At 67.0% G+C, this 20,760-nt stretch carries 20 protein-coding genes; 5 read left to right on the forward strand and 15 right to left on the reverse strand.

What is annotated here, in order from left to right:
• The first annotated feature begins 657 nt into the window (after positions 1–657).
• Entirely contained in the window at positions 658–1,095 is a 438-nt protein-coding gene (locus ACEQX1_RS10305; protein ID WP_370195609.1) for a Fur family transcriptional regulator, read from the forward strand.
• A gap of 100 nt (positions 1,096–1,195) precedes the next feature.
• Here ACEQX1_RS10305 and ACEQX1_RS10310 read toward each other — a convergent pair whose 3' ends face one another.
• Positions 1,196–1,630 (reverse strand): OsmC family protein, encoded by a 435-nt coding sequence (locus tag ACEQX1_RS10310; RefSeq protein ID WP_187392755.1) that lies wholly within the window; start codon positions 1,628–1,630, stop codon positions 1,196–1,198.
• Positions 1,631–1,826: 196 nt separating this feature from the next.
• Between ACEQX1_RS10310 and ACEQX1_RS10315 the strand changes: the two genes are divergently transcribed.
• The 3 genes from ACEQX1_RS10315 to ACEQX1_RS10325 all read left to right on the forward strand — a co-directional run bounded on the left by ACEQX1_RS10315 (position 1,827) and on the right by ACEQX1_RS10325 (position 4,249).
• Positions 1,827–2,786 (forward strand): tyrosine recombinase XerC, encoded by a 960-nt coding sequence (locus ACEQX1_RS10315; RefSeq protein WP_370195608.1) that lies wholly within the window; start codon positions 1,827–1,829, stop codon positions 2,784–2,786.
• A gap of 53 nt (positions 2,787–2,839) precedes the next feature.
• Positions 2,840–3,928 (forward strand): TraB/GumN family protein, encoded by a 1,089-nt coding sequence (locus tag ACEQX1_RS10320; protein WP_370195607.1) that lies wholly within the window; start codon positions 2,840–2,842, stop codon positions 3,926–3,928.
• 144 nt (positions 3,929–4,072) lie between these two features.
• On the forward strand, positions 4,073–4,249 hold the full coding sequence (locus ACEQX1_RS10325) for a hypothetical protein (RefSeq protein WP_370195606.1): 177 nt from the start codon (positions 4,073–4,075) through the stop codon (positions 4,247–4,249).
• 112 nt (positions 4,250–4,361) lie between these two features.
• Here ACEQX1_RS10325 and lpdA read toward each other — a convergent pair whose 3' ends face one another.
• The 14 genes from lpdA to ACEQX1_RS10395 all read right to left on the reverse strand — a co-directional run bounded on the left by lpdA (position 4,362) and on the right by ACEQX1_RS10395 (position 19,968).
• On the reverse strand, positions 4,362–5,771 hold the full coding sequence (gene lpdA / locus ACEQX1_RS10330; protein ID WP_370195605.1) for a dihydrolipoyl dehydrogenase: 1,410 nt from the start codon (positions 5,769–5,771) through the stop codon (positions 4,362–4,364).
• A gap of 69 nt (positions 5,772–5,840) precedes the next feature.
• Positions 5,841–6,266, reverse strand: coding sequence for an MAPEG family protein (locus tag ACEQX1_RS10335; protein ID WP_230786887.1), 426 nt, complete (start codon positions 6,264–6,266; stop codon positions 5,841–5,843).
• 95 nt (positions 6,267–6,361) lie between these two features.
• Positions 6,362–7,120 carry an SDR family oxidoreductase gene (locus tag ACEQX1_RS10340; RefSeq protein WP_230786889.1) on the reverse strand — a complete coding sequence of 253 codons (759 nt, stop codon included), beginning with the start codon at positions 7,118–7,120 and terminating at the stop codon, positions 6,362–6,364.
• Positions 7,121–7,197: 77 nt separating this feature from the next.
• Positions 7,198–8,484, reverse strand: coding sequence for a 2-oxoglutarate dehydrogenase complex dihydrolipoyllysine-residue succinyltransferase (gene odhB, locus ACEQX1_RS10345; protein ID WP_370196806.1), 1,287 nt, complete (start codon positions 8,482–8,484; stop codon positions 7,198–7,200).
• Positions 8,485–8,552: 68 nt separating this feature from the next.
• On the reverse strand, positions 8,553–11,537 hold the full coding sequence (locus ACEQX1_RS10350) for a 2-oxoglutarate dehydrogenase E1 component (RefSeq protein WP_024352176.1): 2,985 nt from the start codon (positions 11,535–11,537) through the stop codon (positions 8,553–8,555).
• 194 nt (positions 11,538–11,731) lie between these two features.
• The gene (gene sucD / locus ACEQX1_RS10355; RefSeq protein WP_024352177.1) at positions 11,732–12,643 is read right to left on the reverse strand and encodes a succinate--CoA ligase subunit alpha; all 912 of its coding nucleotides are present in this window, start codon (positions 12,641–12,643) and stop codon (positions 11,732–11,734) included.
• 75 nt (positions 12,644–12,718) lie between these two features.
• Positions 12,719–13,909 (reverse strand): ADP-forming succinate--CoA ligase subunit beta, encoded by a 1,191-nt coding sequence (sucC, locus tag ACEQX1_RS10360; RefSeq protein ID WP_370195601.1) that lies wholly within the window; start codon positions 13,907–13,909, stop codon positions 12,719–12,721.
• 61 nt (positions 13,910–13,970) lie between these two features.
• Positions 13,971–14,534, reverse strand: a complete 564-nt coding sequence (locus tag ACEQX1_RS10365) for a hypothetical protein (RefSeq protein ID WP_370195600.1) — start codon at positions 14,532–14,534, stop codon at positions 13,971–13,973.
• Positions 14,535–14,550: 16 nt separating this feature from the next.
• Positions 14,551–15,513 (reverse strand): malate dehydrogenase, encoded by a 963-nt coding sequence (mdh, locus tag ACEQX1_RS10370; RefSeq protein ID WP_024352180.1) that lies wholly within the window; start codon positions 15,511–15,513, stop codon positions 14,551–14,553.
• A gap of 501 nt (positions 15,514–16,014) precedes the next feature.
• A complete protein-coding gene (gene zapE, locus ACEQX1_RS10375) occupies positions 16,015–17,175 on the reverse strand; it encodes a cell division protein ZapE (protein WP_370195862.1) in 1,161 nt (386 codons plus the stop codon).
• Between the two features lie 93 nt (positions 17,176–17,268).
• Positions 17,269–17,796: an AprI/Inh family metalloprotease inhibitor gene (locus ACEQX1_RS10380; RefSeq protein ID WP_370195861.1), complete on the reverse strand. Its 528-nt coding sequence runs from the start codon at positions 17,794–17,796 to the stop codon at positions 17,269–17,271.
• 215 nt (positions 17,797–18,011) lie between these two features.
• Positions 18,012–18,662, reverse strand: coding sequence for a carbonic anhydrase (locus tag ACEQX1_RS10385; RefSeq protein WP_024352183.1), 651 nt, complete (start codon positions 18,660–18,662; stop codon positions 18,012–18,014).
• A gap of 145 nt (positions 18,663–18,807) precedes the next feature.
• Positions 18,808–19,701 (reverse strand): pyridoxal kinase PdxY, encoded by an 894-nt coding sequence (gene pdxY / locus ACEQX1_RS10390; RefSeq protein WP_187392743.1) that lies wholly within the window; start codon positions 19,699–19,701, stop codon positions 18,808–18,810.
• A gap of 9 nt (positions 19,702–19,710) precedes the next feature.
• Positions 19,711–19,968, reverse strand: coding sequence for a hypothetical protein (locus tag ACEQX1_RS10395; protein ID WP_024352185.1), 258 nt, complete (start codon positions 19,966–19,968; stop codon positions 19,711–19,713).
• 119 nt (positions 19,969–20,087) lie between these two features.
• On the opposite strand from ACEQX1_RS10395, the gene ACEQX1_RS10400 reads away from it, so the two are divergent.
• Positions 20,088–20,717 carry a LemA family protein gene (locus tag ACEQX1_RS10400; protein ID WP_024352186.1) on the forward strand — a complete coding sequence of 210 codons (630 nt, stop codon included), beginning with the start codon at positions 20,088–20,090 and terminating at the stop codon, positions 20,715–20,717.
• Positions 20,718–20,760: the final 43 nt, after the last annotated feature.

The raw sequence follows: 20,760 nt of genomic DNA on the forward strand, positions 1-20,760 counted from the left end.
ATAACGATCGATCGTTCTCTCATGGATGCCTCGCAATCGGAAAGGAAACCGACACGAAGCTCCAGGCAAACAATCCGCCGCCCACGCTTCTCTTTCTTCTCAATCTTCAGTTTTCAAAGAGCACGCCAGCGAACAAACGATGGCGGCGGGCCGTCCGGGACTTCCACCCCCTGGACCCTGTCGAAGACCAGCCGTTTCCGGCGAACTCTTCTGGATGTCTGCGGCGGGGCCAAAACCAGAGCGAACCGAAGGGCTCGCCGGCGGCGCCCTCGCCGTCGATGAGTGGCTTATAGGCCCTCCCCGCTTTCGAAGTCAACACGGCTTTTTGGAAAAAACGACGGAAGCGAACTTTTCCGAAACAGGCCAGATCGCCTGCCCCGCAGGCTTCCCCGGCGTCATCGCGGATTCACAAAGGGCCCCGGCTTGCGGAAGCCCACGGCGCGAGGGGATCGCCCCACAGGGCCCTGCAGGAGCCTTCCCCTTGGTGCCGTCGTCAGCCCCGACGCAGGAGGGAGACAACACGCGGCGCGGTCGCACGGCTGTCGGCTTTTGCCGGACAGCTGGCCCGGCGTCCGGATTTTCCTTTCGCGCCGTTTGGTATTAGGCCGGAACGACAGGCCTGAAGAGGCGCGACGGGGTTGGCACGGGGACAGGCAGATGGGCGACAGGACCGAGGCGAACCCGCCGGGCCGTTACGAACGCATCCTGCGTGACGCCGGTGTCCGCATCACCCGGCCGCGGCGGATCATCCTCACGATTCTCGCCGATGGCGGCGACCATCCCGACGCGCTGGAGATCTTCCGGCGCACCGCGGCGATCGATCCGTCGATCTCGCTCTCCACCGTCTACCGCACCATGAAGCTCCTGGAGGAGAAGGGCGCGATCCAGCGCCATGTCTTCGAGGGCGGTCCGTCGCGATTCGAGCGCGCCGACGGCGATCACCACGACCACCTCATCGACATCGAATCGGGCGAGGTCATCGAATTCCGCTCCGATCGCATCGAGAAGCTGCAGGAAGAGATCGCCCGCGAGCTGGGCTACGAGATCGTCTCGCACCGGCTCGAACTCTATGGCCGCAAGCGCCGGAAGGACTGACCGCCCCTCACGCGGGGAGACGGCCTAACGCAAATCGGCCCGCGTCCTCTCGGGCACGGGCCGAATCATTACAGTTTTTGCGCCTGCGATGCGGGCCGGCTCAGACCAGCTTGGCGTCGAGCGTCACGCTGATCGCGCCGAGGGCCTTGGACACCGGGCAGCCTTCCTTGGCGGTGTTGGCGAGTTCGTCGAACTTGCCCTGCTCGATCCCCGGGACCGTCGCTTCCAGGACGATGGCGCTGGACTTGATCTCGAAGCCGGCCTCGACCTGCTCGACATTCACGGTGGCGGTGGCCTTCAGCTCCTGCGCCGGCGTGCCGTTCTCGGCGAGGAAATGCGACAGCTGCATCGCGAAGCAGCCGGCATGGGCCGCGGCCAGCAATTCCTCCGGGTTGGTGCCCGACTTGCCGCTCTCGTCCTCGAAACGCGCCTTGAAGGAATAGCCATGGTCGGACAGCGCGCCCGACTGCGTGGTGATCGCGCCGGTTCCGTCCCCGAGTGCGCCCTTCCAGATTGCCGTTGCATGCCGTTTCATGAGAATCTCCTTGATCTGGCGCCGACCGGGCCGCTGCGTTTGTGGCAGCGGCCGAATGGGAGGTCGGCCCGCCTTGCCGCAACAACCGTCGGCGCCCGCAACAGTTCCGGCGAACACGATGCGTTCACCAAAGCGGCGATAGGCTGGCGGAACCTGCGCGCACGCCGCGGGACCGGCGGCAGCAGGAGACACCGCGTTGACGCAGACGACGCTCATCCACGCGACCCGCCCGCTTCTCGACGAGAAGGCGGCCTGGCTGACGATTCTCGCCGAGGAGCGGCGCAGCAGCCCGCATACGGTCGAGGCTTATGAGCGCGATCTGCGCCAGTTCCTGATCTTCCTCACCGACTATCATGCGCGCCCGGCGCAGCTGGCCGATCTCGCGGATCTGAAAACGGCCGATCTGCGCGGCTTCCTCGCCGCCCGGCGCCGTGATGGGGCGGGTGCCAAGACCATGGGCCGGGGGCTTGCCGGCGTCAGGTCCTTCATCCGGCATCTGGAGCGCAAGGGCCTTGCCTCCTCGGCCGGGGCCAAGGCGATGCGGGCGCCCAAACAGCCGAAATCGCTGCCGCGCCCACTGACCGTCGGCGATGCGATGGCGGTGACGGAAGAGGCCGGCGCCTTTGCCGCCGAGGCCTGGATCGCGGCCCGCGACGTCGCCATTCTGACCCTGCTCTATGGCTGCGGCCTGCGCATTTCCGAAGCCCTGTCGCTGCCCGGTGATGCGCTCAGCGACGCGACGGCCCGTTCGATGCCGGTCGCCGGCAAGGGCGGCAAGACCCGGCTGGTGCCACTGCTTCCGGCCGTGCTGGAGGCGGTCGCCGAATATCGCCGCCTCTGCCCCTATCCGCTCAACGCCGACAACGCGCTGTTTCGCGGCGCGCGCGGCGGGCCGTTGCAGCCGCAGATCGTCCAGCGCGCCATGGCGCGGTTGCGCGGCGTTCTCGGCCTGCCCGACAGTGCGACGCCCCATGCGCTGCGCCATTCCTTCGCGACGCATCTCCTCGCCGGCGGCGGCGACCTGCGCACCATCCAGGATCTGCTCGGCCATGCCAGCCTGTCGACCACCCAGAACTATACGGCGGTGGATCAGGCCCGGCTGATGTCGATCTACGAGGACGCCCATCCCCGCGCCCGGCGCCGGCGCGCCGGCTGAATCGCCCCCCGATGCTTAGGTCTTTGGTCGCAATTGCCGCCTAGGCTCGCGCCATGCTGCACCTGATTTCCGCCGTCGCCGCACCCGATCGCCTGCCCCCGTCCGACACGGTCCTGCGCCGTCTCGAACGCCTGTGCCTCATGGTGCCGCTTGCGCTTCTCGCCCTGCTGTTTGCCGGCATCGCCGCGGCGCAGGCGGCCGACGCCGGGACCTGCAAGGCGACCGATCTCCTGGCGTCGCTCGAAGCCGATGGCAGGCTCGCCGCGGTCGAGGCGGAAGCGGCCCGGACCGTCAATGGCGAGGGCAAGCTGTTCCGCATCGAGAAGCCGGGCGTGCCGCCATCCTTTCTTCTCGGCACCATGCATCTGGCCGATGCGCGTGTGCTGGCGCTCGGCGAGGCTGCCGAGGCCGCGCTGACCGATGCCCGGCGCCTGGTGATCGAGACCACCGACGTCCTGGAGCCGGCAAAGGCCGCCGCCGCGTTTCTCGCCCATCCCGGGCTGATCAATCTGCCGAAGGGCCAGACGCTGGCCGATCTTCTCTCCGACGAGGAAGAGGCCCGAATCAGGGCCGCTCTCGACGCCCGCGGCATGCCGTTCCATGCCGTGCGCACCCTGCAGCCCTGGTTCCTGTCGATCAGCCTGATGCTCCCGGCCTGCGAGATGGCGCATCGCGCTGAAGGCGCGGCGGTGCTCGACGCGGCCCTTGCGCAGCGCGCCATGGCTGCGGGCAAGCCGGTGGAGGGCCTCGAGACGTCGGCCGAGCAGCTGGCGGCCCTCGCCTCCCTGCCGATGGAGCTGCAGCTCGAAGGCCTCATCGCCACGGTCGATCTGGCAGAGCACCTGCCCGACGTCATGGAGACCATGGTCTCGCTCTATGTCGACGGGCGAATCGCCATGATCATGCCGACCATCGAGGCGGCGATCCCCAATGGCGGGGTGCTGGTCGGCGCCGGCGACGGCTATGCCGAGTTCGAAGAGCGCATCGTGACCGATCGCAACCGCCGCATGGCGGAGCGCATGCAGCCGATGCTGACGGCGGGCGGCGCCTTCGTCGCGGTGGGCGCCCTGCATCTGCCGGGCGAAGAGGGCATCGTCGCGCTGCTGCGCGAGGCCGGCTGGACCGTCACCCGGGCCGACTGAGCCTGTGCGGACAACCGGGGGCAGGCCGGCATTCTCCGACGCGACTGCACCGAAACGTGAAGACGCCCGGCATATCGGCGCTGGCCGGAGCGGGCGTGGCGACCTTAAGCTTTGGGGATCGCAACAGCCAAGGAGACATGCCGCATGAAATCCTTTCTCGCTGTCACGCTGGGCGCCGGCCTCCTGGCCGCCGCCTCCACCGGAGCGGTCGCCGCCTGCGCGTCGCATGTCACGGCCGACGCGCCGATGACCCCGATCGTCACCGCCGACACGACCGGCACCGACACCGCACCGGTCGCGACGCCCGACAAGAAGAGCTGATCGCGCGCACCTTAACGAGAGAAGGCCCGGCTGCTTCTGGCGGCCGGGCCTTTTTCATGGCGCGAAATGATTCACGTGAAACGCCGGCGGGCGATCCCGCCCGGCGCTTCGGTCATATATGGATCGGTTTGGCGAAGGCCGCGAAGGCGGCCTCGCGCATGGCTTCCGACAGGGTCGGATGGGCGTGCGACGTCCGTGCGAGATCCTCGGACGATCCGCCGAACTCCATCAGCAGCCCGGCCTCGGCGATGAGATCGCCGGCATCGGCGCCGAGGATGTGGCAGCCCAGCACCCGGTCCGTCTCGGCGTCCACCAGGAACTTCACGAAACCGTCGGTCTGCAGCATGGCGCGGGCGCGGCCATTCGCCATGAAGGGGAACTTGCCGACACGGTAGGCGACGCCCGCCTGCTTCAGCTCCTCCTCGGTCTTGCCGACCGAGGCGACTTCCGGCGAGGTGTAGACCACCGACGGGATCGCGTCGTAATTCACGTGGCCGGCCTGGCCGGCGAGGATCTCGGCCAGTGCGACGCCCTCGTCCTCGGCCTTGTGGGCGAGCATCGCACCCTTCACCACGTCGCCGATGGCATAGATGCCGTCGACATTGGTCTTGAAATGCGCGTCGATCTCGACCCGGCCGCGATCGTCCAGCGCGACGCCCGCCTCTTCGAGACCGAGACCTGCCGTGAACGGCTTGCGGCCCGTCGCGACGAGCACGACGTCGGCGTCCAGCGTCTCCGCCTCGCCGCCCTTGGCCGGCTCGAAGCTGACCGAGGCGCCCTTGTCCGACTTCGTCACCGCGGTGACCTTGGCGCCGAGCTTGAAGGTGAGGCCCTGCTTGACCATCAGCTTCTGGAAGGCGGTGGAGACCTCGCTGTCCATCGGCCCGAGCACCTTGTCGAGATACTCGACCACGGTGACCTTGGCGCCGAGGCGGGCCCAGACCGAGCCGAGCTCCAGCCCGATCACGCCGCCGCCGACGACGACCATCGTCTCCGGGACCTTCTGCAGCGCGATGGCGTCGTCCGAGGAGACGATCGTGTCGGTGTCGAAGGCGACCTCGACGCCGGGAATTCCGGCGACGTCCGAACCGGTGGCAATGCAGATGTTCTTCGCCGACAGGGTCTCGGTGGTGCCGTCTTCCTTCGCCACCTCCACCTCGGAGGCCGACTTGATCCGGCCGGTGCCGATGACGCCGGTGATCTTGTTCTTCTTGAACAGGAAGGCGATGCCGTCGACATTCGACTTCACCGTCTTGTCCTTGTGGGCCAGCATCTTCGACAGTTCGAGCTTCGGCTCGACGGCGATGCCGAGCTCGCCGAAGCTGTGATTGGCCTCGGCGAACATTTCCGACGCATAGAGCAGCGCCTTGGACGGAATGCAGCCGACATTCAGGCAGGTGCCGCCGTAGCTCTTGCGCTTTTCGACGACGGCGACCTTGAGGCCGAGCTGCGCCGCCTTGATGGCGCAGACATATCCGCCGGGTCCCGATCCGATGACGACGAGGTCGAAGGGTTCAGCCATGTCCAGTCCTGTTCGTGCGGTGTGGGCCGTGGCCCGGTGTCTTGAAGATAAGGTCGGCGGGAGCCAACGTCAGGCGAGAAGATCATAGACCATCAGGATCAGCCCGATGATCGAGATCACGAAAGCGAGGGTGCGGATGACAGGGATGCCGGCATAATAGATCGGCGCATAGGCGACGCGGGCCCAGAACCAGAGCTGGGCGCCGGTCAGCCCGAGCCCGCCGGTCTGGCCGGACACGATCAGGCCGAGGATCGCCGCGGCGAAGAACGGGTAGGTTTCCATGTAATTGGCAAAGGCGCGCCGGGCGCGGCCGGCCAGTCCCCCGGTCGGCCGCGGGTCACCCTCGCGCGACGAGGCGGCGGTCTTCGGGCCGATGGCGGGGATCGCCGTCACGATGTGGACGGCCAGCATGACAAGCCCCAGGATCACCGACCAGCCGAGGAGCGTCAGCTCCATCGGCGTTGCGGCGAACGTCGCGGCGATCTCGGTTTCCATGCTGCGCGTCCTTCTGCCGGCCCGTCTTCTGCGATCGTGGCCATGCGTTGATGGAAGCCGCTACGCTGCGATGGCTTGCAGCGCGGATCGTTGGATCACGGCCAGATCGAGCGTGCGCCGGACACGTCGAGGATCGCGCCGGTCGAATAGCTGGCCGCGTCGGAGGCAAGCCACAGGATGGCGCCGGCGACTTCCTGCGCCGTGCCCGCGCGCTTCATCGGCAGGCCGGGCCCGAGCTGGGCCACCCGGTCCGGCTGGCCGCCCGAGGCGTGGATGTCGGTATCGATGATGCCCGGACGCACCGCGCAGACGCGGATGCCGTCGTCGATGAGTTCCTTGGCGAGCCCAACGGTCAACGTGTCGATGGCGCCCTTGGAGGCGGCATAGTCGAGATACTGGCCCGGTCCGCCGAGTTTGGCCGCGACCGACGACAGATTGACGATCGCGCCGCCCTTGCCGCCATGGCTCTTGCCCATGCGCTTGGCCGCTTCGCGGGCGCACAGGATGCTGCCGGTGATGTTGATGCGGAACATGCGCTCCAGCCGCTCGACCGTCATGTCGGCCAGCGTGCCGGCCTCGTCGACGATGCCGGCATTGTTGATCAATGCGGTGAGCGGGCCGAGCCGGTCGGCGGCCTCGAAGATCGCCAGGATGTCGGCCTCGACACCGACATCGCCCTTGACCGCGACGGCCTTGCCACCGGCGGCCTCGATGTCGGCGACGACCGCATTGGCGGCGGCTTCGTTGGACGCGTAATTGACCACGACCGCATAGCCGGCCTTGGCGCCGGCCTTTGCAGTGGCCGCGCCGATCCCGCGCGAGCCGCCGGTCACGATCATCACTCCGTCAGCCATCAGGCCGTACTCCCTTACTCAAACTCAGGGCCGGCCGGGTCCATCCCGGCCGGACGCATGTGTCCTTCGCCAAACGCCTAGAGGTCGAGGACCAGACGCTCGGGATCTTCCAGGCTCTCCTTGACCCGCACGAGGAAGGTCACGGCCTCCTTGCCGTCGACGATCCGGTGGTCGTAGCTGAGCGCCAGATACATCATCGGCCGGATCACCACCTGGCCGCCGATGGCCATCGGCCGCTCCTGGATCTTGTGCATGCCGAGAATGCCCGACTGCGGCGCATTCAGGATCGGCGTCGACATCAGCGAGCCGTAGACGCCGCCATTGGAGATGGTGAAGGTGCCGCCCTGCATGTCGGACACGCCGAGCTTGCCGTCACGGGCCATCAGGCCGAGCCTGCCGATCTCCTTCTCGACCTCGGCGATCGACATCTGGTCGGCATCGCGCACCACCGGCACGACGAGGCCCTTGGCGGTGCCGACGGCGACGCCGATATGGGCGTAGTTCTTGTAGATCAGGTCGGTGCCGTCGATCTCGGCATTGACCGCCGGGACTTCCTTCAGCGCGTGGCAGACCGCCTTGGTGAAGAAGCCCATGAAGCCGAGCTTCACGCCGTGCTTCTTCTCGAACAGGTCCTTGTACTTCTTGCGCATCTCCATGACCGCGGTCATGTCCACCTCGTTGAAGGTGGTCAGCATGGCGGCCGTGTCCTGCGCGTCCTTCAGGCGCCGGGCGATGGTCTGGCGCAAGCGAGTCATCTTGACCCGCTCCTCGCGGCTCTCGTCGTCGCCGGCGGACGGGGCGCGGGCAGCGGGAACCTGCGGCTTTTCCTGCGGGCTGGAAGGCGCGCCGCGGGCGATGGTCTCGAGGACATCGCCCTTGAGCACCTGGCCGCGCTTGCCGGAGCCGGCGACGTCGCCGTCGGACAGGCCCTTCTCTTCCATCATCTTGCGGGCCGACGGTGCGGCCGGCATCTCGCCGGAGCCCTTGCCGGCTTCCTGCGTGGGTGATGCGGCATCGCCCTTGGCGCCGCCGCCGTAATCGGCCTTGGTCTCGCCGCCGGCATCCGCCCTGGCTTCCTGGCTCTTCGGCTTCTCCGTCGGCGCCGTGGTGCCGGCATCCGAACCGGTGCCCTCGCCGATCGATCCGATGACCGTGCCGACCGCGACGGTCTCGCCTTCCGGCACGGCGATGTCCTGGAGCACGCCGGCGGCGGGAGCCGGCACCTCGACCGTCACCTTGTCGGTTTCCAGCTCGGCCAGCGTCTCGTCCATCTCGACCCGGTCGCCGGGCTTCTTGAACCACTGGCCGATGGTGGCCTCGGTAACGGATTCACCCAGCGTCGGGACTTTGATTTCGGTGCTCATCGCTCTTCAGATCTCTTCTGGTCGGGTTCGGTCGGGACGACCTTGTTTCAGCGCGGCGTCTGGGTGGCTCAGCCGAGGGCGTCTTCGAGGAAGGCCGCCAGCTGCGCCTGATGCGTCGACATGGTGCCGGCCGCCGGCGAGGCGGCGGGGTTGCGTCCGGTATAGCGGACGCGACGCTTCTCGGCACCGATATGTTCCAGCACCCATTCCAGATAGGGGTCGACGAAGGACCAGGCACCCATGTTCTTGGGCTCTTCCTGGCACCAGACCATCTCGGCCTGCTTGAAGCGGGCGAGCTCGTGGATCAGCGCCTTGGCCGGGAACGGGTAGAGCTGCTCGAGACGCAGGAGATACACGTCGTTGGTGCCGCGCTTCTCGCGCTCCTCCAGAAGGTCGTAATAGACCTTGCCGGTGCACATCACGACGCGGCGGATCTTGTCGTCCTTGACCAACTTGATCGGCGAATCCTTGCGCATCTCGGCATCGTCCCAGAGCAGGCGATGGAACGAGGTGTCGCCGGACATCTCCGACAGGTCGGACACCGCCCGCTTGTGGCGCAGCAGCGACTTCGGCGTCATCAGGATCAGCGGCTTGCGGAAGTCGCGCTTCAGCTGCCGGCGCAGGATGTGGAAATAGTTTGCCGGCGTCGTGACGTTGGCGACCTGCATGTTGTCCTCGGCGCACATCTGCAGGAAGCGCTCCAGCCGGGCCGAGGAATGCTCCGGCCCCTGCCCCTCGTAGCCATGCGGCAGCAGGCAGACGAGGCCCGACATGCGCAGCCATTTGCGCTCGCCCGACGAGATGAACTGGTCGAAGACCACCTGCGCGCCATTGGCGAAATCGCCGAACTGGGCTTCCCAGAGGGTCAGCGCATTCGGCTCGGAGAGCGAATAGCCGTATTCATAGCCCAGCACCGCCTCTTCCGAGAGCATCGAGTTGATGACCTCGTAGATCGCCTGCCCCTTGGCCAGATGGGCGAGCGGTACGTAGCGGGTCTCGTCCTCCTGGTCGTAGAGCACCGAGTGGCGCTGCGAGAAGGTGCCGCGCTCCGAATCCTGGCCCGACAGGCGGACCGGATGGCCTTCCGTCACCAGCGTGCCGAAGGCCAGGGCCTCGCCGGTCGCCCAGTCGATGCCCTCGCCGCTCTCGATCATCTTGGAGCGGTTGTCGAGGAAGCGCTTGACGGTGCGGTGGACGTTGAAGCCCTTCGGCACGGCCGACAGCTTGGCGCCGATCTCCTTCAGCGTCTTCAGCGGCACGCCGGTCACGCCGCGGCGCGGCTCGTCGACTTCCTCGGCCTTGCGCAGGCCGGCCCAGGCGCCGTCCAGCCAGTCGGCCTTGTTGGGCAGATAGGACTGGCCGGCCTCGAACTCGGCCTCCAGCGTCTTGCGCCACTCGGCCTTGCGCTCCTCGACATCCGCCTCGGAGACGACGCCCTCGGCGATCAGCTTCTTGGTGTAGATCTCCAGCGTCGTGGGATGCTGGCGGATCGCCTTGTACATGATCGGCTGGGTGAACGCCGGCTCGTCGCCCTCGTTGTGGCCGTAGCGGCGGTAGCAGAACATGTCGATGACGACCGGCTTGTGGAACTTCATCCGGTATTCGGTCGCCACCTTCACCGCGTAGACCACGGCTTCCGGATCGTCGCCGTTGACGTGGAAGATCGGCGCCTCGACCATCTTCGCCACGTCGGACGGATAGGGCGAGGAGCGCGACAGCCGCGGATTGGTGGTGAAGCCGATCTGGTTGTTGATGATGAAGTGCAGCGAGCCGGCGACCCGGTGGCCGCGCAGGCTGGACAGGCCGAAGCATTCGGCCACCACGCCCTGGCCGGCGAAGGCCGCGTCACCGTGAATGAGCAGCGGCATAATCTTGGAGCGGGTGTCGAGCGGCACGAGCTCGGTGCGCGTGCGCCCGGCAATGGCATCCTGCTTGGCGCGCGCCTTGCCCATCACGACGGGATCGACGATCTCCAGATGCGACGGGTTGGCGGTCAGCGACAAATGCACCTTGTTCTGGTCGAACTCGCGGTCCGACGAGGCACCCAGATGGTACTTCACGTCGCCCGAGCCTTCCACGTCCTCGGGCTTGTAGGAGCCGCCCTTGAACTCGTGGAAGATCGCCCGGTGCGGCTTGGCCATGACCTGGCTGAGAACGTTCAGGCGGCCGCGATGGGCCATGCCGAAGACGATCTCCTTGAGGCCGAGCTGGCCGCCGCGCTTGATGATCTGCTCCAGCGCCGGGATCAGCGACTCGCCGCCGTCGAGGCCGAAGCGCTTGGTGCCCTTGTACTTGACGTCGAGGAACTTCTCGAAGCCCTCGGCCTCGATCAGCTTGTTGAGGATCGCCTTCTTGCCCTGCTCGGTGAAGGCGATGCCCTTGTCGGGGCCCTCGATCCGCTCCTGCAGCCAGCCCTTCTCCTCCGGATTGGAGATGTGGGTGAACTCGACGCCGAGCGTCGTGCAATAGGTCCGCTCGAGGATGTCGACCATCTCGCGGATCGACGCGAATTCGAGTCCGAGCACCTTGTCGATGAAGATCTTGCGGTCGAAATCGGCCTCGGTGAAGCCGTAGGCCTGGGGCGACAATTCGTTGTAGTCGTCGTCGGCCGGCTTGGCGATGCCGAGCGGGTCGAGCTTGGCGTGCAGATGGCCGCGCACGCGGTAGGCCCGGATCAGCATGATCGCGCGGACCGAATCCTGCGCCGCCTGCTGGACGGCCGCGCTGGACAGGTCGACGCCCGATTCCTGCGCCTTCTGCTTGACCTTGGCCTCGATCTTCTGGGCCGTCGGGCCCCAGTCGCCGTCGAGCGCCGAGACCAGATCGCCATTGGCGGCGATCGGCCAGTTGGCCCGCTCCCAGGAGGGACCTTCCGCGCTCTTGATGACGTCGTCGCGATCGTCCTTCAGCTCCTTGAAGAAGTCGCTCCATTCGGCCGGGACCGAGGATGGATCGGTCTCGTAGCGGGCGTGAAGATCCTCGATGTAGTCGGCGTTGCCGCCGTACAGGAACGAGGTGAGCGCGAAGGTTTCGTTCGCCTGATTGCGTGCCATCGTATCGTTGCGACCACCGTTCGGGGGCCGTCTCCTATCAGCGATTCATCGATGATGCCGGACGCGCGAATCGCGGCCGGCACCCGTGTTTCGATCCTTCTTCCCCGCGTTTCGGGCATTGCCGTGACGCGGGAACCCGTTCCTGTCGCGGGGCATCGCGTGGACGCCCCGCCTGTCCGACGTGAGCCGGACGATCAGCCCTTAAGCAGCTCGACCAGCGTCTTGCCGAGCTGTGCCGGCGACGGCGACACGCGGATGCCGGCCGATTCCATCGCCGCGATCTTGTCCTCGGCACCGCCCTTGCCGCCGGAGACGACCGCGCCGGCATGACCCATGGTGCGGCCCTTGGGCGCCGTGCGGCCGGCGATGAAGCCGACGGTCGGCTTGGAGCGGCCCTTCTTGGCCTCGTCCTTGAGGAACTGCGCGGCTTCCTCTTCGGCCGAACCGCCGATCTCGCCGATCATGATCATCGACTTGGTTTCGTCGTCGGCCAGGAACATCTCCAGCATGTCGATGAACTCGGTGCCCTTAACCGGGTCGCCGCCGATGCCGACAGCCGTGGTCTGGCCGAGCCCTTCATTGGTGGTCTGGAAGACCGCCTCGTAGGTCAACGTGCCCGAGCGCGAGACGATCCCGACATTGCCGGTCTTGAAGATGTTGCCCGGCATGATGCCGATCTTGCACTGCTCCGGCGTCAGCACGCCCGGGCAGTTCGGGCCGAGCAGGCGCGACTTGGACTTGTCGAGCTTGGCCTTCACCCGGACCATGTCGGACACCGGAATGCCCTCGGTGATGCAGACGATCAGGCCGATCTCGGCGTCGATCGCCTCCTCGATGGCGGCGGCGGCGCCGGCCGGCGGCACGTAGATGACCGAGGCGGTGGCGCCGGTCTTGTCGCGGGCTTCGACGACGGAGGAGAAGATCGGCAGCTGGACGGTGCGTCCGTCGGACTGCCCCTCCCACATCTCGCCGCCCTTCTTGGGATGGGTGCCGCCGACCATCTGCGTGCCGTAATAGGCCAGCGCCTGCTCGGTGTGGAAGGAACCGGTCTTGCCGGTCAGGCCCTGGACGATGACCTTGGTGTTCTTGTCGACGAGAATGGACATGGGTTCTGGGGAACTCCGTAGAGGGTCAGTCAGCAGTCGGGATGGCGGCCGCGCCGATCGGGCGGCCGGATCGCATCAGCCGACCGCCGCAACGATTTTCTTGGCTGCGTCGTCGAGATCGTCGGCCGCGGTGATGGCGAGGCCGCTGTCGTTGAGGATCGCCTTGCCCTTGTCGACATTGGTGCCTTCCAGGCGCACGACCAGCGGCACCTTCAGCCCGACTTCCTTGACGGCCGCGACCACGCCCTCGGCGATGACGTCGCATTTCATGATGCCGCCGAAGATGTTGACGAGGATGCCCTTCACGGCCGGATCGGCGGTGATGATCTTGAACGCCGCCGTCACCTTCGCCTTGTCGGCGCCGCCGCCAACGTCGAGGAAGTTCGCCGGCTCCTTGCCGTAGAGCTTGATGATGTCCATCGTCGCCATGGCGAGGCCGGCGCCGTTGACCATGCAGCCGATGTCGCCGTCGAGGGCAACATAGGCGAGGTCGTATTTCGACGCCTCGATCTCCTTGGCGTCTTCCTCGCTCTCGTCGCGCAGCGCCTTGATGTCGTCGTGGCGGAACAGCGCGTTGCCGTCGAAGGAGACCTTGGCGTCGAGGACGCGCAGGCGGCCGTCGGTCATGACGATCAGCGGGTTGATCTCGAGAAGGCTCATGTCCTTCTCGGTGAACGCCTTGTAGAGGATCGGGAACAGCGACATGCCGTCGGTGCGGGCCGCGCCGTCGAGCTCGAGCGCGTCGCACAGCTTGCCGGCATCCGCCTCGGTCACGCCCTCGAGCGGGTCGATGGCGACGGTGATGATCTTCTCCGGCGTCTCGTGGGCGACGGTCTCGATGTCCATGCCGCCCTCGGTGGAGGCGACGAAGGCCACCCGGCCGACCGCGCGGTCGACGAGGATCGAGAGATACAGCTCACGGTCGATATCGGCGCCGTCCTCGATATAGAGGCGGTTCACCTGCTTGCCGGCATCGCCCGTCTGGGCGGTGACCAGCGTGTTGCCGAGCATCTCGGTGGCATGCTGGACGACTTCCTCGACCGACTTGGCGAGGCGCACGCCGCCCTTGGCGTCCGGGCCGAGTTCCTTGAACTTGCCCTTGCCGCGGCCGCCGGCGTGGATCTGGCTCTTCACGACATAGAGGGGACCGGGCAGCTGCCGGGCGGCGGCTTCCGCCTCGGAGACCTGCGTGATCGGCACACCGCTGGCGACCGGCGCGCCGAAGCCCTTGAGGACTTCCTTGGCTTGATACTCGTGGATGTTCATGAAGTGCCTTCCTTTTGAGAAGCCTGCCGGCGGGAACGATCCGGCATGATGGGAGAAACGGTCATTGCAGACCGCCGAAGGATGAGGCGGGACCGCCGGCCGTGCCGATGAGCACCGGCCGGTCGCGTCCGCATTGGAAGATGTTGCTGAGATCGGCGGCGCCGCGCGCCATGCCGTTCGCCTGTTCGTTGCCAGCATCGAGCACGGCCACCGCACAGCCGGGCGTCTCGCCATTGCCGACGCGCGAGACGAAGAGCACGTCGCTCGTCTCGCCGACATCGGCGCCGTCGAGATGATAGCGCACGATCGCCGCATAGGGCGCACCGCGCTCGTCCACCCGCCACTCGATCGTCGATCCGAGCGAATTGAACGGGGCGAAGCTCTGGAATTCCGGCACCGCGCCGAAGCCGATCGAGACGCGCAGATCGCCCTCGGAGACGAAGACCGCCCGGCCCTCGATGCCGGGACAGATCCATTCGCCCGAGCCACCGTCTTCGGCGGCGATGGCGACGGTCTCGCAGGCGTCGAGATCCAGATCCGTGTAGACGCTCTCGCCCGCCAGTGCCGCGGCCGGCACCGTCAGGGCGGCGAGGACGCCGCCCATCAGCGAGAGAGAGGAGGACACGGATCCGGTCACTGGCTTACTTGAGATTGGGCGCGATGCCCTGACAGGCTTCCATGAGCCCCTGCACCGAGGCAACCGACTTTTCGAACTGGCCCTTCTCGTCGGAATCCAGCTCGATCTCGATCACCCGCTCGACGCCGTCGGCACCGATGACGCAGGGCACGCCCACATACATGTCCTTCAGGCCGTACTCGCCCTTGAGGGCGGCGGCGCAGGGCAGGACGCGCTTCTTGTCCTTCAGGAAGCTCTCGGCCATCTGGATCGCCGAGGAGGCCGGCGCGTAATAGGCCGAGCCGGTCTTCAGCAGGCCGACGATCTCGGCGCCGCCGTCGCGGGTGCGCTGGACGATCTCCTCGAGCCGCTCGGCCGAGCACCAGCCCATCTTGACCAGATCCGGCAGCGGAATGCCGGCCACGGTGGAATAGCGGGTCAGCGGCACCATCGTGTCGCCATGGCCGCCGAGAACGAAGGCGGTGACGTCCTCCACCGAGACCTTGAACTCGTCGGCGAGGAAGGTGCGGAAGCGCGAGGAATCCAGGACGCCGGCCATGCCGACGACCTTGGACTTCGGCAGGCCCGAGAACTTCTGCAGCGCCCAGACCATCGCGTCGAGCGGGTTGGTGATGCAGATGACGAAGGCGTCGGGCGCGTATTTCGCGATGCCGGCGCCGACCTGCTCCATGACCTTGAGATTGATGCCGAGAAGATCGTCGCGGCTCATGCCCGGCTTGCGCGGCACGCCGGCGGTGACGATGCAGACATCGGCGCCTTCGATGGCCGCATAGTCGTTGGCGCCCGACAGATGGCCGTCGAAGCCCTCGACCGGGCCGGACTGGGCGATATCGAGGGCCTTGCCCTGCGGCGTCCCCTCGGAGATGTCGAACAGGACGACGTCGCCGAGGTCCTTCAGGCTGGCGAGATGCGCCAGCGTGCCGCCGATCATGCCGGAACCGATGAGTGCGATCTTCTTGCGTGCCACGGGCTGATCCTTCTGCTGCAGGCCGGGCCGCAACGGCGCCGGCAACCGCCTGGATGGTCTTCGAACACAGCAAAAGGGAGAGTGTCGCCCGTCTCGCCGAATCCGACCTTGTCCGGGACAGCCGCAGCGAGTTCTTCCGCGCGCGCGAGCGAGTGGACGAAAGACATCGCAACGGTGCCCCCGTTGCGGCATGGCAATAGACCGCACCGGTAGCTTATGCAACCGGCGAAAACGGGCCTCAAGGAATTCAAACGGTTAGATGCATTGGGGGTTACGTAAACGTAAAAGCAATTGGCAAGCCCGATCAAGGCGGAAGCACCAGAGCGCAAGAAGTCCGTGTCGGCGCAGAAACATTCGTCCACAGGGCCAATTGCAGGCCTCGCAGGGCCTCATGGGCCACCGAACCGCCGAAACGGGCGACGGTCAAGCCGGGGCCAGGACCCCCGATCCAGCCGCAACCGGATGCACAAACCGGCCGCAGCCCTGCAATCGCCGGCTGGCCTAGGCGCCCGGAACCGCGTTGCGTTCGAGATATTCCGCGCTGCGCATTTCGTGGAGCCGCGAGATGGTCCGGTCGAACTCGAACTTCTCGGTGCCCGACCGGGCGCGGTAGAGCTGGTCGGCCGGCGCCTCGGCCGAGATCACCAGGCGGCGCCCGCCGTCATAGAGCGCATCGACCAGGGTGATGAACCGCTTGGCCTCGTTCCGCTCGGCTTCGGCCATCACCGGAACCCGGTCGAGAACGAGCGTGTGGTAGCGCCGTGCCAAAGCGAGGAAGTCCTGCGCCCCGAGTGCGCGGGTCAGGAGGTCGTCGAAGGCGAAACGCGCCGCGCCGTTGCCGGCCCGCGGAACCGCGATGGTGCGACCCTTCACCGAGAGCGAGGCCGACGTCTCCTTCGTGCCGTCGAGGAGCCGGGTCCAGATCGTGTCGAGCTGCGCATCGGCAGCCTCGCCGAGGGGCGTGACATAGAGATCGTCCCGTCCGAGCACCGCCAGGCGATAGTCGTCGGCCCCGTCGAGCTCGAAGATCTCGACATGCTCTTTCAGCGTATCGACGAAGGGCAGGAACAGGCCGCGGTTCAGCCCGTCGCGATACAGGTCGTCCGGCGCGACGTTGGAGGTGGCGACGAGGACGATGCCATTGTCGAACAAGGCCTTGAACAGCCGCGACAGGATCATCGCGTCGGCGATGTCGGTGACGGTGAACTCGTCGAAGCACAGAAGCCGCGCTTCGTCGGCGATCTGCCGCGCCACCGGCGGGATCGGGTCGTCGCCCTTGGCGCTGCCCGCCTTGACCGCCGCCCGGTGCGCGCCGATCCGTTCGTGGACATCGGCCATGAAGGCGTGGAAATGCACCCGACGCTTGGCCGCGACCGAGGCGCTGCGGAAGAACATGTCCATGATCATGGTCTTGCCGCGGCCGACATCGCCGTAGATGTAGAGCCCGCGGATAGGATCGGCTTCGCGCTTCTTGCCGAACAGCCAGCCGAGCGCGCTCTTCTTGGAGGCGACCATGTCGGCCGACAGGACCTGGTCGAGATGGTCGAGCTTGTCGGCCAGCCTGCGCTGGATCGAATCCGCCTCGATCTCGCCCGAGACGATCAGGCGTTCCAGCGCCGACCGGACCGGCCCGCGCGACTTTTCCCTGGCATTCACGGCCACTGATACGCCTTCACGACTCAACGACTGGAAAACGGCCGATACGGCGACGCCGGCCGCGTCGTTCGGGCCGGCGTCGATCGTCTCTAGGTCGTTCTAGCGGTACAGCTCGACCGGCACGCCCGTGGTGGTCTGGCCGGTGAAGCGGTTCTTGCCCGACGAGGTCAGGGTGGCGATCACGTTCGCCGACGTATCCTTGAGCTGCAGCTGGTTGCCGGTGGTGGACCAGCGGCGCACATCCGCCAGACGGCCCGGGCAGCCCATCGAGGCGGCGTTGTAGTTCTCGTCATACTGGGTCAGCGTCAGGCCGACCCGGCAGTTCCCGCCGCTGGCCGAGACCTGGTAGAAGCCGGTCATGCTGGTGCGCGACAGCGGCTCGGAGCTGGTCGAGGCGACCTGGGTGTTCCCGCCGGCCTCAGCGGTCGCGTCGCCGTCTGTCCCGGCCGAGGCATTGAAGTCGGCCGAGGCGTTGGTGCTGGCGCCGGGCGGCGGCGGCGGCGGGGGTGGCGGCAGCTGGTCGGCCGACACGCGGCCCGCAGGTGCCGGCGGCAGCGGAGCCGGCCCGGTGTCGCGTCCCATCTCCGGCATCGACCGCGAGCAGCCCGCCACGAGGAGCAGTGCCACGACGGCCGCTCCGGCTTTCATCTTATGCGTCATTGAAGACTTTCCCCGGCATGTCTGTCCCTCGCCAATCCGACCTGCCGGCCGGTCCGTCGCATCCATAGATCGAACCCTGCGATCATTTCGCAAGATGCCATTGTGCCAAAACGTAACGCAAGCACGCGATTGTGGCCATTGTCACACGCAAATCGCCCGGTGCGGCGCAGCAAACGACCCGGTCACTCGCCGGCCAGCGGACGCTGGAAATCGCCGGTGTCCGGGTCCATCGCCCACAGCTCGCCCGAGGCGATGTCGACCCAGGCGCCGTGCAGCGACAGCTTGCCTTCCTTCACCAGCGCCTCGACCGTCGGGAAGGTGCGCAGATTGGCGATCGAATAGCGGATGGCGATGCGCTCCAGCGCGGCCTGGCGCTCGCGCGCCGTCATGTGGTCGTTGGCGCCGACGGCCTTCGACACGGGATCGAGCAGGCTCATCCACTTGCCGATGAAATCGCCCGGCGACAGCGGCTCGGCCGACGGCGACAGCGCGGCGTGGATGCCGCCGCAGCCGCCATGGCCGAGGACCACGACATGCTCGACCTTCAGGGCGTGCAGCGCGAATTCGAGCGCCGCCGAGGTTGCGTGATACTCGCCGTCCGGCTCGTAGGGCGGCACCAGATTGGCGACGTTGCGCACCACGAAAATCTCGCCCGGCGCGGCGTCAAACAGGGTTTCCGGCGCGGCACGGGAGTCGCAGCAGGCGATCACCATGGTCTTGGGATGCTGGCCCTGCTCGGCCAGGTCGCGCAGGCGGTCGCGCTCCTGCGGCAGGCGGTTCGCCAGGAAGGCGCGATAGCCGTTGAGGAGATGGTCGGGAAGATACTTCGTCATGATCAGATCACTACCGGCTTGCCCCGGCGCAATCAATCAGGCCGGGCCCGCCCCGCTGTCGTCGCGGGGACGCGTTCCTCGAACTAGATACAGGCAGCGCCGACGGCAAGCGATGTTTCACGTGAAATCCACGCGACCTCGCAGTTCAGGCGCGCCGGCCGCCGCCCGGATAGGCCAGGCGGCGCATCTGCACCATCGCCATCGGATGCTTGAGGCTGTCCGTATCGGTCTCCAGCGTCAGTTCGTCGGCCCCGCGCTTGGTCGTCCGCGCCAAGATCTCGAACACCGTCGCGGTCGCGCTCTGTAGCGCCTTCTCGCCCTTGGCGCCCGACAGGGTGCGGGCTAGGAACACTGCCGCCGTCAGGTCGCCGAGCCCGTGGGGCGCATTCTCCACCACCCGGTGTTCGGCGAGAATGGCCTGGAAATCGCGCACCAGAAGATTGCCGATGCCGCCGCGCAGCATCGGGAAGGCCGAGGTGACCACGACGGCCTCGGGCCCGAGCGTCGCCGCCGCCTCGATCAGATGGGAATTGTCGGTGAATTCCAGCCCGGTGAGGAATTCCAGCTCGAAGCGGTTCGGCGTCGCGATGTCGGCCAGCGGGATCAGCCGGTCGCGGATCGCGTCGACCGTCGCCTGCGACTGGTACATGCGCCCGCGATCGCCGAGCACAGGGTCGCAGATATAGGTGGCACCGGGATTGGCGCGCTTGACCGCCTCCACCAGCCGCGCCGTCGGCTCGACCTGGTCGCCATCGCCGAAATAGCCGGTCAGCACGGCCCCGACCTCGCCGAGCCAGGGCGATCCGGCCAGATCGTCCATCAGCGCGGCGAAATCGCCGGCCGGCGGCACGATCCGCGTCGCCGGTCCGTGTCCCGGATGCCAGGGCAGCGTCACGGTGGGCACCGACCACACCGGGAACCCCAGCGATTCCAGCGCGAAGACGGCGGCCCGGTTGCCCACCGTGCCGCGCGCCACATGGCTGGAGACGCAGATGACCGCCGGACGGTCGTGATGGGCGGAAGACGCGGCTATCGACATGTCGGATGTTCAGGAACGCATGAGGAAATCGGCGAGCATGAGCCCGAACACGATGAAGCCGACAATGCCGGCCAGCCGGCCGATCCGCGTGCCGATGACCTCGATGCGGTCGTTCGGGTCGGCGTCGGTCGCCATGAAATGGTCGCGGGTGCGGAACAGGAGCGAGAAGGTATGGGCACCGATCTGCGGCTCCGTTTCCTGCCGGATGCGTTCCAGGATCGCCTTGGCTTCGCGCTGCTGCGCGTCGTCGTCGTGAGGCCGGGTCATGGGAAAGCTCTGTCGCAAAACCCCCGCGAGGGCAACAGCCCGGACGCAACGATTGTCTTCTGCGCTACGGCCGGATGCGCTAGACATGCCGGACAAGCTCTTTTGACCGGAGACCGTCGATGCTGTCCGCTGCCAAGATCCTTCCGCCGCTCCGGCTTCGCCCGTATCTGACCGCCCTCGTCGTGGCGCTCATGGCGCCGATGCTGTCGGCTTGCGGGATCAACGCCATTCCGACCTACCAGGAGCAGGCGCGCGCCGCGTGGTCGCAGGTCGAGAACCAGTATCAGCGCCGGGCCGATCTGATCCCCAATCTGATCGAGACCGTGAAGGGCTTCGCCGCCCAGGAGCGCGAGGTCCTGACGGCGGTGGTCGAGGCAAGGGCCAAGGCGACCCAGATCACCGTCGACGCCGACCAGCTCAGCGACCCGGCCATGGTGCAGAAATTCCAGGCGGCGCAGGACCAGCTCGGCGGCGCCCTGTCGCGGCTGCTGGCGACGGTGGAAGCCTATCCGGACCTCAAGTCCAACCAGAACTTCCTTGCCCTGCAGAGCCAGCTCGAGGGCACCGAGAACCGGATCTCCGTCGCCCGCCGCGACTATATCGAGGCGGTCCGGGTCTATAACACCGAGCTGCGGACGATCCCCGGCCGCTGGATCGCCTCCTTCTTCTATCCGGAGGCCCAGCCGATGGAGCCCTTCACCGCGACCGCCGGCTCGGCGACGCCGCCGAAGGTCGATTTCGGCCAGTGAGCCGGCTGGCAGCCAACTGACCGAAAGGCCCGAGCCCATGGAT

Origin of the sequence: Aurantimonas sp. (assembly GCF_964217435.1) — a bacterium.
GTDB classification, from domain to species: domain Bacteria; phylum Pseudomonadota; class Alphaproteobacteria; order Rhizobiales; family Rhizobiaceae; genus Aurantimonas; species Aurantimonas coralicida.